A 16,561-nucleotide genomic window follows, 5' to 3' on the forward strand; every position below is an offset into this window, starting at 1 on the left:
TATAAATTAGATAGTAGTAGAATAACTTGAAAGAGGTGATACCTATGTCTAAGAAGGGTCATGTTACAGTACATCATATAGAGATGTACCTGTGTGAGAAGTTACCTAAGAGAAAGCTGGAAGTTCTCAAGGATAAGTTTAAGAGGGAGCTCAAGAGGGAGCAGGAGGATCTCAAGGAGTACAAGGAGAAGTTTGATGATTATGTGTATGAAGAGGAGTATAGTATATATCTAGAGAGAAATGAAAAAAATATGGAGATATTGGAGGCACTGAAGAAGATATTTCCTGAGGATGAGGAGCTGGGAAGATTAGAGATATAGTGGTAAAGAAAAAGTAAGTAGAGGCCGCCTGTTGGAAGCCTCTACTTTTTTAGTGTTCTATGATATTTAATACTTTACTCTATCTCTGGAAATGCTTGAAGCATCTGAGCACCCTGTAAGGATCATATTTTGATACAGCTGGTTTTTAAGGGTTTCCAGGGTAAGCTTCACCCCCTCCTGTCTTCCACCTATAGATCCCCAGATAACAGGTCTTCCCACAAGAACTCCCCTTGCCCCAAGAGCGAGGTATTTAAGGACATCTCCACCCTCTCTGATACATCCGTCAGAAAGGACTGTAATCTTGTCTCCCACAGCCTCTACGATCTCCTCTAAGACCTCTACAGGAGCTAAGGTGTTGTTCAGTACCCTTCCCCCGTGGTTGGACACTACAATGGCACTGACACCTGCCTCTACACAGGCTCTGGCTTCATCTACCGAAAGGATCCCCTTAACTATAAAGGGAAGCTCTGTAGAGGCTACCAGTTCTTTTATATCCTCTATGGACTTAGGACCTACTGGCTGACCAAATAACTTCATGGTAACAAGACCTGCACCGTCGATATCCATCCCCACAGCTATACATCCAGCTTCTTCTGCCATCCTTATTCTCTTGATTACCTCGGAGTTCTCCCTAGGCTTAATAATGGCTATACCACGGCCCTTGGCCTCCCTTACAGCCTTAAGGCCGTATTCGAAACACGTGGCGTCTCCAGTATCACCAATCATGGCTATAGTTCCTGCTTCTATAGATCCGTGTACCACATCTGAAGCATACTCCTCCTCGCTAACTCCCCCTCCCATATTGAACTTTGTACCGGTAATTGGAGCGGTGATTACAGGCATGGATAAAGATTCACCAAATATAGGGAACTCTGTATTGGGATCTGTAGCTGAGTGGATAGTTTTCATTACAAGCTTTACCCTTTTGAGCTCCTCATAGGCATGTTTAAATGAGTGGGCACTACCGGCACCTCCCATTCCCGGGACCATTCCTGCACACCATACCCCGTTACACTCCCTGCAAACATTACAAAATCCCTTCATCTTTTCTCTAGCGACTTTTTTAACATCCTTTAAATCCAAAACGACAACCTCCGTAAAATTAATATAGATATCAATAAAAAATCAAAATTTATTGTAAAAAAAGTGTTCAAAAAAAATATTATAGTAAACTACTCCTAAAGTCAACTAAGATGTTATTAAGATGAAAAAATAAACTTATATAGAACAAAAAAGCTCAAAAAAAGTGCAAATAATGAATAGTAGTAAAATACACATTAAATAGGAGTGTTCTAACGTTTAATATAGTTGAAATATACTAGATGATATGTTCGGAAACTGTAAAAGAGAGGGGGAAAAAGTTATTGACAAATTATGATAAATCTAGTAATCTGAAGTCACAGTTGGTATTAATTATTATATGTTTTTAGACAATCTAATCTAATTATAATAGTAGGGAGTGAATTATAATATGGCAAGCAGAACAGTAGAAATCACAAATGAAACAGGACTTCACACAAGACCAGGAAACGAGTTTGTAACTATGGCAAAAACTTTCGAAGCAAAGGTTGAAGTTGAAAATGAATCTGGAAAGAAAGTAAAGGGAACATCTCTATTAAAGCTTCTTTCTCTAGGGATCAAAAAGGGAGCTAAAGTAACTGTACACGCAGATGGTTCAGATGCTGATGACGCAGTTGAGAAACTAGCAGACCTTTTAGCTAACTTAAGAGACTAATTTTTTAAAGCAGTTGCACAATAGTTAGAAGGTACAGCGGTGCCTTCTAATTTTTTTAGAAAAATTCTGATTAAAAGATGAAGGAAGCAAAGGAGATTAGGTCATGAGAAAATTCATTAAAGGTATAGATGCTTCTCCAGGAGTAGCTATAGGAAAGATATTCCTATATGAGGAGAAGGAGCTTGTAATCGACAAGGGCAATGTCGAGGATACAGATGCTCAGAAGAAGAGACTACTTGAGGGTAGAGAAAAAACTAAGGAGCAGTTACTTGTAATAAGAGAAACTACTGCTAAGAAGCTTGGAGAGGACAAGGCTGCAATCTTTGACGGTCACATAACTCTTCTAGAGGATGAGGATCTATTTGAAGAGGTAGAGGAGCTTATCGAGGACGATCAGATCACAGCTGAAAACGCTCTAGAGCAGGGAATAGAGGAGTACTGCGAGATGCTTGCAAACTTAGAGGACGAGTATCTGAGAGAGAGGGCTACAGATCTTAGAGATATCGCTAAGAGATGGCTTTATAATATAGCTGGTATAGAGGTGGCAGACCTTGGAAGCCTAGAGGCAAACACTGTAATCGTGGCAAAGGATCTGACTCCATCGGATACAGCTCAGGTAAATGTAGATAATGTACTTGCATTTGTAACTGAGATCGGTGGAAAGACAGCACACTCATCTATCATGGCGAGATCGTTAGAGCTTCCAGCAGTTGTTGGAACTGGAGATGTATGTAGCCAGGTAGAGGGGGGAGAAACTGTAATCGTAGACGCTCTTACTGGAGATGTAATTGTAAACCCTACAGATAAGGAGCTAGAGGAGTATAAAGCTAAGAGAGACGCTTACCTTGCTGAGAAGGATGAGCTGAGAAAGCTTAAGGATATGGACGCTATCTCTAAGGATGGAGTACAGGTAGGAGCATGGGCTAACATTGGTAGTCCTAACGATGTACCAGGACTTCTTAGAAATGGAGCTCAGGGAATAGGACTATACAGAACTGAATTTCTATTCATGAACAACGACAGATTCCCAACTGAGGATGAGCAGTTTGAAGCTTATAAGTCAGTTGCTGAATCCCTTGAAGGGAAGCCAGTAACAATAAGAACTATGGATATCGGTGGAGATAAGGCACTATCATACATGGAGCTTCCAGAGGAGGAGAATCCATTCCTAGGATGGAGAGCCCTTAGAGTTTGTCTTGACAGACCTGAGATCCTTAAGACACAGTTTAGAGCACTACTTAGAGCTTCTAACTATGGACAGATCAAGATCATGCTTCCTATGATAATTTCAGTTGAGGAAGTTAGAAAGGCTAGAGAGATCCTTGAGGAGTGTAAGGCAGAGCTAAGAGCAGCAGGAGTTGCTTTTGATGAGGACATACAGTTTGGAATCATGGTAGAGACTCCAGCTGTAGCTATGAGAGCAAGATCATTTGCTAAGGAAGTTGACTTCTTCTCAATAGGAACTAACGACCTTACTCAGTATACTCTAGCAGTAGACAGAGGAAATGAAAATATTTCGAACCTTTATGATACATACAACCCTGGAGTACTTGCAGCTATAAAGCTTTCAATAGATGGTGCTCACGAGGGAGGAATCCCTATCTCTATGTGTGGAGAGTTTGCAGGAGACGAGATGGCGACAGCTATACTATTTGGTATGGGACTGGACAACTTCTCAATGTCAGCAATATCAGTACCTAGAATCAAGAAGAACATCATGTCTCTAGATAAGAAGGAATGTGAAGCTCTTGTTGAGAGAGTAATGGATATGGATACTGCTGAGGAAGTTAAGGCAGAGATCAACAGATTCAATGCTATTCACTTTGGAAAATAATTAATAGATTGGAGAGCCCTTTGGGGTTCTCTTTTTTTATTATTAGGTGAAATACAGGTTTTAAAAACCTTGGAACAATTAAAAAAGTTTTTGTTTCACTCTCGACAGAGAGCGAGGAACTTTCTTACCATGATGCAAGAAAGTTCCCAAAGAAGATCTAGTCCTGCGTAATGTCTTATAAGTAAGATATTAATATACGACCTTTGAGAGCTACAATCATAACTCTGTAAGAAAAGAATTGTGGAAAACGTTATGATAAACTTAAGCCGTTGAACGGCTTAGTAGAAATTTGGGCTATAAAGTAAAATCGACTACTTCGGACGTTTTTAGGAATTAAACAACGTTAAAAAATTTAACGTTGCGGAAAAGTATAGCAATTATAATTACTTACTTTTCACGAGACAAGAAATAAATTTATGCTTTATATAATTTAGAGAAATACGATTGAATGGAGAGTCTTCTACACCAAAGTTTTAATGCATAAAGTTAAACTTTGAGCTAGTAGTACAAGTATTAAAAGTCTAAAAAGAGATTTATTGTTAAAAAAACAATAGATTAAAAGTGTTGCAGATACAACAGCTTCTTTGAGGAAATCAGGATATAATAGATGCATAAGAGGAATGGAGAGGTATCGTTAATTAAAAGGAGATGAAGTATGAAGAGAATGTTTATGTTGATGGCAGGAGTGGTATTTTCGGCGACTTTATTTAGCGCAGAGGTCTATGCAGACGATACAAGTGATAATTTAAAAAAGGCTTCGGATATCCTGGATATACTGGCAGATGATGATGATAACGATAAGCATAAGGACGGCCCTGGGAACTCTAAAAATGCAAGGGACAACCACGGTCAGAATAAAAAGAAGTAAGCAGTAGAGAAATAAAGAAAGATAAAAGAACAATAAAAAAAAACTCCAGAACACTCTCTGGAGTTTTTTTATTGTTGAGAAAAGTATAGAATTTATAAAAAATTTACTTGAAACCAATCAGTATTTCGACTGATTATCAGGATGCAACGTCACGTTGCTTTTTACGGTCTTAATCTAAGACTCCTCTACTATCCTCAGGTATTGCACTCCTTGAAGGAATCCATACCTCCCTTTAAACTGTACAAAGTTTTAAATCCCTTCTCCTCCATTATGGAGCAGGCTTTACGGCTTCTGATTCCACCGCTGCAGACAACTAAATAATCATCCTCTCTGTTAAGTTTATCAACTTCTTCCTCGAAATTCTCATAGAAGTTGATATTAACTGCATCCTCCACAAGGGATTCTACCTTGGCAATCTCGTCGGGAGTTCTTACATCCAATACAACTATATCGGTCTCTCCAATGAGTTCCATGGCTTTTTCCTTCTCCACGTCATACTTTGTTACCTGCTTTCCAAACCTTACCCTTAAGGCCTTTAGCAGGGGTCAGTTTCCACTTTTGATCTTCTGCCAGATATTCATAAAATTCCTCCCCTTCTTTTTTTATATTATACACCGTAGGAAGGGAAAGTTCTGTAACTATGTCACATTAACTGGATAAAATTAATTCCTGGAGCTGTTCTCTATCCATTATGAGAACGGTTTTTCTCCTGAGGTCCACTACACCATCTGCCTGCATATGCTTTAGGGTCCTGGATACCACCTCCCGGGAACTGCCAATGTGATTGGCTATATCCTCGTGGGACATATTGTGTATATCCCCGCTCTCCATGAGAAGGTCAGCGATCCTGGCATCCACCCTCTTAACAAGGAGATCATCAACTATCTTCAGGATTAGTCCCATCTTCTCTCCAACTAAGCTCAGGAGAGCAGCAGAGAAGAGGGAATTTTTATGTTTTGTAGTCTCCACAAGGTCCTTGGGAATGATCTCCACAATGGACTGGGTGGAAGCCTCTATAAATATATTAAAGGGGGAATCCCACAGAATACACGGAGAGGACATGATACATATCTCCCCTGGAGGAATATTAAAGAGGGTGATTTCCCTTCCAGATTCAGTGGTCAGGTATACCCTAAGCCTCCCCTCCCTTACTACAACCAGCCCCGGGCAGGATGAGATATCAATATCCTCTTTGGGAAGGACCTCCCTTCTCAGGGTTCTTTCCTTAAATATATCTCTTTCTATCTTGGTCAATACAGACAATAACTTTTCCTCAAGCATCTCTAACCTCTCTTAAAATGATATAGGAATATCATACCTATCCTTTAAAAGTTTATCAATAAATTTTGTAAAAAAAGTAGTAGAACTACCTCTTTTTAAAGATTAATCCCCTAAACTCTCCCCAGCTGTTGGAGTAGAGCTTATCTACAACTGCCTCTGCTTCCAAAAAAGATATGTTACCTTTACAGGAGGATAGAAGGTCGCTCATCTCTAAATCTTCCCTAAAAGCTGTAAAAAGGAGGTGCCCTCCCCTATTGAGCTTAGTGAGAAGATGTAGGAAGATCTCCCTTGGTGGAATAAAGTGGTTGATAATGATGGAATCGAAGCTATCCAAGGTCTCTATGATTTCTGGTTTTGACAGATCTCCCAGTATAGTTCTGATATTGGAGTTACTCCTAGCATTGATCTTATTTAGGGCGACCTCTGAAAAATCAACTGCAGATATCTGGAATCCCAGTTCAGCCAGATAAAATGCATTTCTTCCATCGCCGCAGGCTAGATCTAACACCCTAGGCCTCTTCAATAGACTCTGATACTCCACTAAAAAATCCTCTGGTGGAAGGAGTTCTATACGCTTTTTAAAGAGGGCATCCCACTCCTCTTGGCTTCTCTTCATAGGGGGGCCTCCTCGGTGTATCTATTGTAGTAGCTGATAATGTTGTTCATAGGCAACCTCCTGATATTTCATTAAAAAACACAAAAATATTTTTAGGATATTAGCATAGAGTATGGGAGAGTGCAAGGAAAACAAAAAAAGAGTCCTGGCAAGACTCTTTTTGGGGTAAAGCTTTCTTTAGACTTGGCTACAAACAAAAACACAGGGAAATGGTAAAGAGTGAATAGTCCAAGTCGTTTAAATAAGATAGCTGTTTACTACAGTAGAAGTATAGTACGAATTGATCTAAAAATCAACACTTTTGAGAAATAAATCTAGAAAAAACTTTATATAGTGATAAAAATTTAGTATCTGAAGGATTCTGAATGATATAATGGAAGAAAATAAATGTTTTTGGAAGAAAATGATTGCTTTTTGGTGAAGGGTGTTGTAGAATTACTTTAAGCGAGGTGGTATGATGTTGAGTCACGAAAGATATGAACTAATATTGAACTTATTGAAAAGAAAAGATGTTGTTAAATTGCAAAATATAGTAGATGAGCTGGGAATATCTGAATCCACAGCCAGAAGAGACCTCAACTACCTAGAAAAGAAGGGTAGGTTAGAGAGGGTTCACGGAGGAGCAAGGCTTCCAGACGGAAGGTTTGAGGAGGATTTTGAAAGTAAAAACGTTCAAAACCAGTCAGAAAAGAGAAGGATAGGAGAGCTGGCAGGAAAGCTGGTAGAGGAGGGGGAGTGCATCTTCTTAGATGCAGGTACAACCACTGAAGCTATTATCCCATACCTCAAGGGAAGGGATATAACTGTGGTAACCAATGGAACTACCCACATACCTGTCCTTGGAAGGGCCGGTATAAAGACCTATATTCTAGAGGGGCGGATAAAGCATAAAACTGGAGCCATTGTGGGAAGTGAAGCCATCCAGTCCCTTCTCAAGTACAACTTTGACAGGTGCTTTATAGGGGCCAATGGTGTCCACTCTGAGAGGGGATATACCACTCCAGATGCAGAGGAAGCGGATATAAAGAGGAGAGCAATAAAAAACTCCAGAAGAGCTTATATCCTTGCAGATTCAAAGAAGTTTGGAAGGGTGAGCTTTGTTGGATTTGGAGATATAGAGGAATGCGTGATAATTACAGAGCAGCTAAAGGATGAGAGATTTAGAGAGCTCACAGTTGTAAAGGAGTGTGACAGATGATATATACACTGACATTGAATCCCTCGGTGGATCTTATAGTTAGTCTAGAGAGGTTTGTAGAGGGAAGGGTTAACCTGAGTGAGAGCGAGTATAAGCTTCCTGGAGGAAAGGGGATAAATGTAAGCCAGGTGCTGAAAAACCTGGGACATGAGTCAAGAGCTCTGGGGTTTGTAGGAGGATTTACCGGAAGGTTTATCACCGATGAACTGGATAGGAGAGAGGTAGAGACAGATTTTGTAGAGGTAGAGGGAGATACAAGGATCAACATCAAGATGAAGGACCAGAGGTTTGAGTCTGAGGTAAACGGAAACTCTCCAGCTATACCCCAGGAGAGGTTAGAGGAGCTTCTCAGAAAGTTAAGGGAGTTGAAGAAAGATGATCTTCTTATTATGTCAGGAAGCGTGCCAAAAACTCTTCCAGCTGATATCTACAGACAGATATTAGAGGGAATAGATAATGATATAAGGGTAGTAATAGACACCAAGGGAGCGGCTCTTGAGGAAGCCCTCAAGGGTAAGCCATACCTTGTAAAGCCCAACAACCATGAGCTGGAAGATATCTTTGGTGTAAGGATAGAAACCCAGGAGGAGATAGTGAGATACGGAAGAAAGCTTCTGGAGATGGGAGCTGAAAATGTGGTAGTTTCCATGGCTGGAGACGGAGCCCTTCTTATAAATCACCAGGGGACATACTTTGGAAGTGTTCCAAAGGGAGAGGTAGTAAACTCCGTAGGAGCTGGAGATTCCCTTGTGGGAGGATTCGCCTCGGGAATGGCAGAGGGACTTTCCATAACTGAATGCTTCAGAAGGGGAATAGCCTCTGGAAGTGCGTCGGCCTTCTCTGAAAACCTTTGTACAAAGATGGAAGTAGAGGAGCTGATGGAACAGGTAAGAGTAGAGAAGTTATAGGACAGGTAGAGAGAGATGTTTAAAGATGAGAGATGAAAAGGGGGCAAGATGAAGATATTAGATTTACTTAGCAGAGAAACAATGGTTATGAACCTGACGGGAGGTACAAAGAAAGCTGTAATAGATGAACTTGTAGACCTACTTGATGGTGCAGGGAAACTTAACGATAAAGATGAATATAGAGCAGCGATCTTAGCAAGGGAGGCTCAGTCATCTACAGGGCTTGAGGAGGGAATAGCTATTCCCCACGCCAAAACAAAAGCTGTACGAACACCGGCTCTTGCTTTTGGTCTTCACAGAAGTGGAGTGGACTATCAGTCCTTGGATGAGGAACCTTCAAACCTCTTCTTTATGATAGCAGCATCTGAAGGAGCAAGTGATTCCCACATAGAGACTCTATCAAAGCTGACTACATACCTACTGGATGATGACTTCAGGGAAGCTCTTCTTAAGGCAGAGTCCAAGGATGAAGTAGTTAATATTATTGAAAGAAAAGAGGCTAACGATACAGAGGAAGAGGTAATAGAGGAGAAGATAGAGGCTAAAAACTATGTTGTTGCTGTAACAGCTTGCCCTACGGGAATAGCTCATACTTATATGGCAGCAGATGCTCTGAAGAAGAAGGCTAAGGAGCTGGGAGTGGAGATAAAGGTAGAGACCAATGGTTCCACAGGGGTAAAGAATATGCTTGCCCAGGGTGAGATAGATGGAGCTGCTGGAGTTATAGTAGCTGCAGATAAAGCCGTGGAGATGGACAGATTTGACGGAAAACCGGTTATCTCCGTACCTGTAAAGGAGGGGATCAAGAACCCACAGGGACTTATAGAGAAAGCGATGTCTGGCAATGGAGAGATCTACAGATCAAGTGGTGAGAAGAAGGGTTCTACCACAGGAGAGAGAAAGGGGTTCTATAAGCACCTGATGAATGGTGTATCCAATATGCTTCCCTTTGTTGTAGGGGGAGGAATCCTTATAGCTATCTCATTTATGTTTGGAATAAAGGCCTTTGATCCGGCGGATCCAAGCTTTAATCCTGTAGCTAAGTTCCTAATGGATATAGGTGGAGGGGGAGCCTTTGCTCTTATGATCCCTATACTGGCAGGATTTATAGGGATGTCCATAGCTGATAGACCTGGATTTATGCCGGCTATGGTTGGAGGATTTATGGCAGCTAACCAGGGGGGAGGATTCCTGGGAGGTCTGATTGCTGGTTTTGTAGGTGGATATGCTGTAGTAGCTGTAAAGAACGCAACTAAGGGTATGCCCCAGTCCCTTGAAGGGATCAAGCCTGTGCTTATCTTCCCGTTATTCGGGCTTCTGTTAACTGGAGTAGCTATGCACTTCATACTGATCCCGGTGGTATCTATAAATACTGCAATGGCTAACTTCCTGAACAATATGGGAACTGGAAACCTTGTGGTACTTGGAATTATCCTTGGGGGAATGATGGCTGTGGATATGGGAGGACCTGTAAATAAGGCTGCCTTTACCTTTGGTATTGCAGCTATAGAGTCTGGAAACCTGGCTCCCCATGCAGCTGTAATGGCTGGAGGGATGGTACCTCCCCTTGCAATAGCCCTTGCTACAACTGTGTTTAAGAAAAAGTTTACTTTAGAGGAGAAGGAATCTGGGTTAACTAACTACATTATGGGAGCATCCTTTATCACAGAGGGAGCAATTCCATTTGCAGCAGCAGACCCTGGAAGAGTTATTCCAGCTTGTATAATAGGATCTGCAATAGCTGGAGGACTGGCGATGATGTTTGGTTGTGAACTGCCAGCACCTCATGGTGGAATCTTTGTAATTCCCCTGGTAAAGAATGCAGCTATGTATATGGCAGCTATAGTTGTAGGATCTGTAGTAGCAGGTGGTATAATCGGAGTGACTAAGAAGGAGATATAGAGACTAAAGGGAGGTGGGTAACACCTCCTTTTTTAGTGTGGTAAATTTTCAGTTTGAAAAGAGAGTTTTATATTTCAGACCTATTAATGGAATAACAATGGTTTCCTGTATGTGGCGTTCACTTTATTATAGAGTACTTTAATATCTCCTTGTATTGTAGAGGGATTAGTGGCATAGTATTAAAAAAGAGAGGATTTTTAGGTGAAAAAATATGAAGAACGACAGGCGAACATTTATCTTGGAGGGGGGGATCTACAGGGTTATACTCACCCTGGCTCTCCCCATTATGTTTAATAACTTTATACAGACGGTGTACAATGTTACAGATACCTACTTTGTGAGTAAGCTTGGGGGGACTGAAGTAGCTGCCATAAGTCTTGTGTGGCCTGCTATATTTCTCCTTATCTCCCTAAACACAGGAATAAATATGGCGGGGGGAGCAATAATCTCCCAGTACTTTGGAGGGGGAAAGTATAGGAAGAGTAGGATGCTAGGGGGGCAGCTGGTTTGGTTTGCCCTGACCTTTTCGGTCCTTATAGGTCTTGCAGGTTACCTCAGTGCAGAGCCCCTGGTATATGCCATGGGAGGGAGGGGGAGACTCCTTGAGGAAGCGGTGGCTTACTTTAAGCTGATCTCCCTGGGAACCCCCCTTACCAGCTTCTCCCTTGCCTTTACCTCTATTAGGCAGGGGCAGGGAGATACTACAACTCCCATGATCCTCAGTGTGATCTCGGTGGGAATAAACATTATCTTAGATCCCATCTTCATCTTTGTGCTGGGAATGGGGGTAAGGGGAGCAGCTATAGCAACTCTTCTCTCAAGGGCTATCCTGTGTGTCATAGCCTTCTACCTCCTCTTTGTAAAGAGGGACTTTATGAGGCTCAGGCTGAGAAATCTCATCCCCAGAAGACCTATGCTTAAAGAGATAGTAAGGAGGGGGATCCCCCTCTCCATAGGGAGCTCCACCACTGCCTTTGGATTTATGGTGCTCAATGCCTTTGTGGTGAAGTATGGAGACGGAGTTATGGCGGCCTTCGGTATAGGTAACAGGATAACCTCTATAATATTTATGCCTGCAATGGGAATAGGGGGAGCTGTTTCCACTGTGGCAGGGCAGAATCTTGGAGGCGGAAGGGTACATAGAATAAGGGAGGCTTTCCAGAAGAGTATAAGGATAGTGACTCTCATCTCCATTCCAGGTACTATCTTTATGTGGATAAATGCCCACAGGTTTGTGAAGTTTTTTGTACAGGATACTCAGATTATGGAGATGGGGGAGTACTACTTGAAGCTGATCTCCCTTACAATAATATGTATGGGGACCTTTCAGATTGTAGTGGGTATATTTCAGGGGATCAGCCAGAGTAAGAAGGCCATGGCCCTTAACATGATAAGGTTATGGGGACTGAGGATCCCTATGATAATACTCTTTACCATGGTTTCTGTATGGGGGGAGAAGAGTATATGGTATGCCATGGTGGTAAGCAACTTTCTGGGTACCGGAATAGCAGTGGCTATGTATAGAAGAACAAAGCTGACTGCAGTGGAGGTAGTTAAAGTATAAAGCCCAATTTATTTGCAATTTTTTAGCATTTCCTTTATAATATATTGTAAAAAATTAAATAAAATGGGAGGAATTAAATTGTCGCAGAAATTAAAGAGAAACTTCTCAATAATTGCCCATATAGATCATGGAAAATCTACAATTGCAGATAGACTGCTACAGGTAACTGGAACTGTATCTGAAAGAGATATGAAGGCTCAACTTCTGGATTCAATGGATCTGGAAAGGGAAAAAGGAATAACAATAAAGGCTCAGGCAGTAACACTGTATTACGATGCCAAGGACGGAAACAGATATGAGCTGAATATGATCGATACACCGGGACACGTTGACTTCATCTATGAGGTATCGAGATCCCTTGCAGCATGTGAGGGAGCACTACTGGTAGTAGATGCAGCTCAGGGAGTAGAGGCTCAGACTCTGGCTAACGTATACCTGGCATTAGAGAATGACCTAGAGGTAGTACCTGTAATCAACAAGATCGATCTGCCAGCAGCAGATGTAGAGAGAGTAAAAAATGAGATAGAGGATGTAATAGGTCTACCAGCAGATGATGCAGTGCTTACATCTGCAAAATCAGGTATAGGAATTGAGGATCTTCTTGAAGCTATCGTAGAGAAGGTACCGGCGCCAGACTACGATGAAAATGGTCCGCTGAAAGCTCTTATCTTTGACTCACACTTTGATGACTACAGAGGGGTAATCACATACCTGAGAGTTCTAGATGGAACTATGAAGAAGGGTGACAAGATTAAGATCATGTCTACAGGTAAGGAGTTTGAAGTACTTGAGTGCGGAATCTTCTCCCCTACAATGAAGGCTACGAATATACTGGAAGCAGGAGGAGTAGGATACGTAATTACCGGAGTAAAGTCAATCAAGGACTCCCAGGTAGGAGATACAATTACTCATGCAAAGAACCCTTGTGCTGAACCACTGGAAGGATACAGAGCAGCCCAATCAATGGTATATGCAGGAATCTATCCTATATCTACAGATGACTATGTAGATCTAAGAGAAGCTCTTGAAAAGCTACAGCTTAACGATGCTTCCCTATCATTTACACCAGAAACATCGGTAGCTCTAGGATTTGGATTCAGATGTGGATTCCTAGGACTTCTACACATGGAGATTATCGTAGAGAGACTTAGAAGAGAGTACAATATCGACCTTATCTCAACTGCACCATCGGTTGAGTACAGAATCCACATGCAGACAGGGAAGAACTATGTAATAGACAACCCTTGTGAGTTCCCAGATCCAGGTCAGGGAAGAAAGGCTGTAGAGGAGCCATATGTAAAGGGTAATATAATTGTACCTAAGGACTTTGTTGGAAATATAATGGAGCTTTGTCAGGAGAAGAGAGGAACATTCATCGATATGAACTATATAGATGAGAATAGAGCCATGGTAAGCTATGAGCTTCCTCTAGCTGAGATCGTAATCGATTTCTATGATAAGCTAAAGTCGAGAACTAAGGGATATGCATCATTTGAGTATGAGATGATAGGATACAGAGAATCTGACCTTGTAAAGGTTGACATACTTGTATCTGGTAACCCTGTAGATGCCTTCTCATTCATCGCTCACAAGGATCACGCTCAGACAAGAGGAAGAATGATCTGTGAGAAGCTGAAGGAACTAATTCCAAGACAGCAGTTTGAGATACCTATCCAGGCAGCTCTGGGAGCAAAGATCATTGCCAGAGAAACTATAAGAGCCTACAGAAAGAACGTAATCGCCAAGTGTTATGGTGGAGACGTATCCAGAAAGAAGAAACTTCTGGAAAAGCAGAAGGCTGGTAAGAAGAGAATGAAGCAGATCGGTAACGTAGAGATACCGCAGGAAGCATTCGTATCAGTACTGAAGCTAAATGACTAAGAATAAATAGCTGAACTTACATTGCCGACAGACACCTAAAAAAGCCTGTCGGCTTTTTACATAATAATAAAGATAGTTAAAGGAGAGAAGATGAAGGAAAGATTAGCAGCAATTGGAAACTACCTGAATGATAAGAGCGGAAAGAAGATAAACTTTAAAACTATAAAGGCAGACTCATACTACAGGGGGATCCTCTTTACATATATGAGGGAGGACTACCTTATTACAGATTCAAAACCTGAGATGATAGATATTCTCTGGAAGATGTCTGCTGCAAGAAGTGAGGACTTTAATAAGAAGGACGCCAAGAGGTATACACACATAAAGTTCAGGAAGGCCAAGGAAAAGAAGGTATTAAACTATAACTATAAGGGTAGAAATTATTTTATTGTAGAACTGTAAAAGTGTTGGAAAAGAGTTAAGAGGTAGAAGATGAAGAAAAGCTGTAAGTTAATGATGGTAGTATTGTTGGTATGTATGTCTGTTTTAGTGTTTGGAGTTGAAGGGGGAGATAAGGAGCTTGGAAAGGCTTCCTACTACGCCAAGATGTTTGAGGGAAGAAAGACAGCGAATGGAGAGATATTCAGCAACAGTGAACTTACAGCAGCCCACAAGGAACTTCCCCTGGGAACTAAGGTAAGGGTAACCAACCTTGAGAACGGAAGAAGTGTTGTGGTCAGGATAAATGACAGGGGTCCCTTTATAAGGGGGAGGATTATAGACCTAACTGAAAGGGCCTTTGATGAGATAGCAGACAGGAAACTGGGAGTGGTCAGGGTAAGTGTCCAGGTTCTCTAAATACTTCCTTAAAAAGTGAGACATACTTGAAAATCTGCCAAAATTAGGGTAGACTTCAATATCTCATATGTGAAAAAGGAGGAATTATTATGTGGGTATGTGGTGATGTAACTTCAGAGAGAAAATGTTCCGTAGAGAGACAATTGGATATCTGTTTAAAGAGGATACGTAAGATCGATTTTAAGATCTTAGAGGCAAAAAGATTGGGTAAACGTATTCAGGAATTGAAATATATCAGAATGTTGAAGAGCACAAGCATCCACTATGAAGAACTAAAGAGTATGAAATACTATTTAACCACATAAAAATAATTCTATGCATTAAAATACAATGGAGCCCCAGGGCTCCATTTTTAGTATGTATGAGAAGATACCTATGCAGAACTTCAAAAAAAGAGGTGGGAGATGAAGAGACCATTTATGCTAATATTACTTTTGATATCCTTATTAAACCTGGCTTGTGGAAGAGAGATGGGGGAGGTTGAAAGGGGAAAGGCTTCCTACTACAGTAAGGACTTTGAAGGCAGGATAACATTTAATGGAGAGATATTCAGCAATAGGAAGCTGACGGCAGCTCACAAGACACTTCCCATGGGGACGATAGTCAGAGTAACTAACCTTGCCAATGGAAGGAGTATAGAGGTCAGGATAAATGACAGGGGGCCCTATATAGGGGGAAGAATCATAGATCTTACAGAAAGAGCCTTTGGCAGGATAGCAGATAAAAAGCTTGGAACAATAGATGTAAGTGTTCAGGTGTTGAAATAAGCTTAAAAAGAATAGTGCAGAGACCTTGTATGGGGAGACAGTTGAAGATCGACTTCTGGATATTAAAGGTTAGAAAGTTGGAATCTTCTAGTACTTTTTAATATTGAAAATCTTTGATTGTTTTGATATAATTAAGTACGATTTCGTACTTAAAATTAAACTTTTATAGATGGAGGCAGAGATGGATTTTAACAAAGTAGTGGCAGAGAGAAGAAGTGTAAGAAAGTTTACAGATCACTATGTGACAGATGAGCAGCTAAGTGAGGCTATGGAAGCAGTAAGGATGACCCCTTCTTGGGCTAATACCCAGTGCTGGGAGTTTATCGCCCTAAGAGACAAGGAAGTTATAAAGAGGTTAGTAGAGGAGTCATATCCTAAGAATCCGGCAACTAGCTGTTCTCTAGATGCATCTCTTATCCTGGTAGCTTGCTACAACACCAAAAAATCAGGTTTCTATAAGGAGTTTTCCTTTAACAATATAGGAACTTGGGGAATGTTTGACCTGGGAATGGCATGTCAGACTCTTTCGCTGAAGCTTCACGAGATGGGTCTTGGAAGTGTAGTTGTAGGAGCTTATGACAATGGAAAGGCTAAGGAGATCCTAGGGATTGGCGGAGACTATGAGATCGCTGCTATTATGCCAGTGGGAGAGCCTGCAGGGGAAACTCCAGCACCAAAGAGAAGAGAGGTTGCAGACTTCCTTCACACAGATAAGTTTACAAAGTAGGCAAAGGTCCCTCGGTGGAGGGGCTTTTTTTATTCTTAAGGAAAGTATAGAATTAAAAACCTAGATTTTTTAGGCTTAGGATTGGAAAAAACTTCAGATATAGTATAAAATAGATCTGATGCATATATTTAAGCATTACAAAATACCGTATTGAGGGATACG

18 protein-coding genes are annotated in these 16,561 nt (G+C 41.2%); 14 read left to right on the plus strand and 4 right to left on the minus strand.

From position 1 onward, the window contains the following. The first annotated feature begins 44 nt into the window (after positions 1–44). Positions 45–320 carry a hypothetical protein gene (locus tag QMG11_RS07170; RefSeq protein ID WP_281834718.1) on the plus strand — a complete coding sequence of 92 codons (276 nt, stop codon included), beginning with the start codon at positions 45–47 and terminating at the stop codon, positions 318–320. Between the two features lie 66 nt (positions 321–386). Here QMG11_RS07170 and QMG11_RS07175 read toward each other — a convergent pair whose 3' ends face one another. Continuing rightward, the gene (locus QMG11_RS07175; protein ID WP_281834719.1) at positions 387–1,403 is read right to left on the minus strand and encodes an alpha-hydroxy-acid oxidizing protein; all 1,017 of its coding nucleotides are present in this window, start codon (positions 1,401–1,403) and stop codon (positions 387–389) included. A gap of 388 nt (positions 1,404–1,791) precedes the next feature. Between QMG11_RS07175 and QMG11_RS07180 the strand changes: the two genes are divergently transcribed. From QMG11_RS07180 to QMG11_RS07190, 3 genes are all read left to right on the plus strand, one after another. After that, a complete protein-coding gene (locus QMG11_RS07180) occupies positions 1,792–2,055 on the plus strand; it encodes an HPr family phosphocarrier protein (protein ID WP_281834721.1) in 264 nt (87 codons plus the stop codon). Between the two features lie 103 nt (positions 2,056–2,158). Further along, positions 2,159–3,889 (plus strand): phosphoenolpyruvate--protein phosphotransferase, encoded by a 1,731-nt coding sequence (gene ptsP / locus QMG11_RS07185; RefSeq protein ID WP_281834724.1) that lies wholly within the window; start codon positions 2,159–2,161, stop codon positions 3,887–3,889. Positions 3,890–4,544: 655 nt separating this feature from the next. Further along, on the plus strand, positions 4,545–4,757 hold the full coding sequence (locus QMG11_RS07190; RefSeq protein WP_281834726.1) for a hypothetical protein: 213 nt from the start codon (positions 4,545–4,547) through the stop codon (positions 4,755–4,757). A 194-nt stretch (positions 4,758–4,951) separates the two neighbouring features. On the opposite strand, the gene QMG11_RS07195 is transcribed toward QMG11_RS07190, so the two are convergent. The 3 genes from QMG11_RS07195 to QMG11_RS07205 all read right to left on the minus strand — a co-directional run bounded on the left by QMG11_RS07195 (position 4,952) and on the right by QMG11_RS07205 (position 6,654). After that, entirely contained in the window at positions 4,952–5,248 is a 297-nt protein-coding gene (locus QMG11_RS07195) for a rhodanese-like domain-containing protein (RefSeq protein WP_281834728.1), read from the minus strand. Positions 5,249–5,405: 157 nt separating this feature from the next. Then, positions 5,406–6,038 (minus strand): Crp/Fnr family transcriptional regulator, encoded by a 633-nt coding sequence (locus tag QMG11_RS07200; RefSeq protein ID WP_281834731.1) that lies wholly within the window; start codon positions 6,036–6,038, stop codon positions 5,406–5,408. 85 nt (positions 6,039–6,123) lie between these two features. After that, a complete protein-coding gene (locus QMG11_RS07205; RefSeq protein WP_281834733.1) occupies positions 6,124–6,654 on the minus strand; it encodes a class I SAM-dependent methyltransferase in 531 nt (176 codons plus the stop codon). A gap of 457 nt (positions 6,655–7,111) precedes the next feature. Here QMG11_RS07205 and QMG11_RS07210 point away from each other — a divergent pair, with 457 nt between their 5' ends. From QMG11_RS07210 to QMG11_RS07255, 10 genes are all read left to right on the plus strand, one after another. Next, positions 7,112–7,852 carry a DeoR/GlpR family DNA-binding transcription regulator gene (locus QMG11_RS07210; protein WP_281834734.1) on the plus strand — a complete coding sequence of 247 codons (741 nt, stop codon included), beginning with the start codon at positions 7,112–7,114 and terminating at the stop codon, positions 7,850–7,852. Beyond that, positions 7,849–8,760 carry a 1-phosphofructokinase gene (pfkB, locus tag QMG11_RS07215; protein ID WP_281834736.1) on the plus strand — a complete coding sequence of 304 codons (912 nt, stop codon included), beginning with the start codon at positions 7,849–7,851 and terminating at the stop codon, positions 8,758–8,760. Before QMG11_RS07210 ends, pfkB begins: the two co-directional genes overlap by 4 nt. A gap of 48 nt (positions 8,761–8,808) precedes the next feature. After that, complete coding sequence (locus QMG11_RS07220) at positions 8,809–10,662, plus strand: PTS fructose transporter subunit IIABC (protein ID WP_281834738.1); 1,854 nt, start codon at positions 8,809–8,811, stop codon at positions 10,660–10,662. 211 nt (positions 10,663–10,873) lie between these two features. Next, positions 10,874–12,226: an MATE family efflux transporter gene (locus QMG11_RS07225; protein WP_281834739.1), complete on the plus strand. Its 1,353-nt coding sequence runs from the start codon at positions 10,874–10,876 to the stop codon at positions 12,224–12,226. A gap of 63 nt (positions 12,227–12,289) precedes the next feature. Continuing rightward, positions 12,290–14,107 carry a translation elongation factor 4 gene (gene lepA / locus QMG11_RS07230; protein WP_281834741.1) on the plus strand — a complete coding sequence of 606 codons (1,818 nt, stop codon included), beginning with the start codon at positions 12,290–12,292 and terminating at the stop codon, positions 14,105–14,107. A gap of 90 nt (positions 14,108–14,197) precedes the next feature. Then, on the plus strand, positions 14,198–14,509 hold the full coding sequence (locus QMG11_RS07235; RefSeq protein WP_281834744.1) for a hypothetical protein: 312 nt from the start codon (positions 14,198–14,200) through the stop codon (positions 14,507–14,509). 30 nt (positions 14,510–14,539) lie between these two features. Continuing rightward, positions 14,540–14,905: a septal ring lytic transglycosylase RlpA family protein gene (locus QMG11_RS07240; protein WP_281834745.1), complete on the plus strand. Its 366-nt coding sequence runs from the start codon at positions 14,540–14,542 to the stop codon at positions 14,903–14,905. A gap of 89 nt (positions 14,906–14,994) precedes the next feature. Next, positions 14,995–15,210 (plus strand): hypothetical protein, encoded by a 216-nt coding sequence (locus QMG11_RS07245; RefSeq protein WP_281834746.1) that lies wholly within the window; start codon positions 14,995–14,997, stop codon positions 15,208–15,210. A gap of 99 nt (positions 15,211–15,309) precedes the next feature. After that, positions 15,310–15,672: a septal ring lytic transglycosylase RlpA family protein gene (locus QMG11_RS07250; RefSeq protein ID WP_281834748.1), complete on the plus strand. Its 363-nt coding sequence runs from the start codon at positions 15,310–15,312 to the stop codon at positions 15,670–15,672. Between the two features lie 181 nt (positions 15,673–15,853). Further along, positions 15,854–16,399, plus strand: a complete 546-nt coding sequence (locus QMG11_RS07255; RefSeq protein ID WP_281834749.1) for a nitroreductase family protein — start codon at positions 15,854–15,856, stop codon at positions 16,397–16,399. Positions 16,400–16,561: the final 162 nt, after the last annotated feature.

Source organism: Propionigenium maris DSM 9537 (assembly GCF_027925155.1).
Taxonomy (GTDB): Bacteria; Fusobacteriota; Fusobacteriia; order Fusobacteriales; family Fusobacteriaceae; genus Propionigenium; species Propionigenium maris.

Coding starts and splice junctions, on each gene's coding strand:
- QMG11_RS07170 (WP_281834718.1), top strand. CDS start 45: ATGTCTAAGAAGGGTCATGTTACAGTACATCATATAGAGATGTACCTG.
- QMG11_RS07180 (WP_281834721.1), top strand. CDS start 1,792: ATGGCAAGCAGAACAGTAGAAATCACAAATGAAACAGGACTTCACACA.
- ptsP (WP_281834724.1), top strand. CDS start 2,159: ATGAGAAAATTCATTAAAGGTATAGATGCTTCTCCAGGAGTAGCTATA.
- QMG11_RS07190 (WP_281834726.1), top strand. CDS start 4,545: ATGAAGAGAATGTTTATGTTGATGGCAGGAGTGGTATTTTCGGCGACT.
- QMG11_RS07200 (WP_281834731.1), bottom strand. CDS start 6,038: ATGCTTGAGGAAAAGTTATTGTCTGTATTGACCAAGATAGAAAGAGAT.
- QMG11_RS07205 (WP_281834733.1), bottom strand. CDS start 6,654: ATGAAGAGAAGCCAAGAGGAGTGGGATGCCCTCTTTAAAAAGCGTATA.
- QMG11_RS07210 (WP_281834734.1), top strand. CDS start 7,112: ATGTTGAGTCACGAAAGATATGAACTAATATTGAACTTATTGAAAAGA.
- pfkB (WP_281834736.1), top strand. CDS start 7,849: ATGATATATACACTGACATTGAATCCCTCGGTGGATCTTATAGTTAGT.
- QMG11_RS07220 (WP_281834738.1), top strand. CDS start 8,809: ATGAAGATATTAGATTTACTTAGCAGAGAAACAATGGTTATGAACCTG.
- QMG11_RS07225 (WP_281834739.1), top strand. CDS start 10,874: ATGAAGAACGACAGGCGAACATTTATCTTGGAGGGGGGGATCTACAGG.
- lepA (WP_281834741.1), top strand. CDS start 12,290: ATGGGAGGAATTAAATTGTCGCAGAAATTAAAGAGAAACTTCTCAATA.
- QMG11_RS07235 (WP_281834744.1), top strand. CDS start 14,198: ATGAAGGAAAGATTAGCAGCAATTGGAAACTACCTGAATGATAAGAGC.
- QMG11_RS07240 (WP_281834745.1), top strand. CDS start 14,540: ATGAAGAAAAGCTGTAAGTTAATGATGGTAGTATTGTTGGTATGTATG.
- QMG11_RS07245 (WP_281834746.1), top strand. CDS start 14,995: ATGTGGGTATGTGGTGATGTAACTTCAGAGAGAAAATGTTCCGTAGAG.
- QMG11_RS07250 (WP_281834748.1), top strand. CDS start 15,310: ATGAAGAGACCATTTATGCTAATATTACTTTTGATATCCTTATTAAAC.
- QMG11_RS07255 (WP_281834749.1), top strand. CDS start 15,854: ATGGATTTTAACAAAGTAGTGGCAGAGAGAAGAAGTGTAAGAAAGTTT.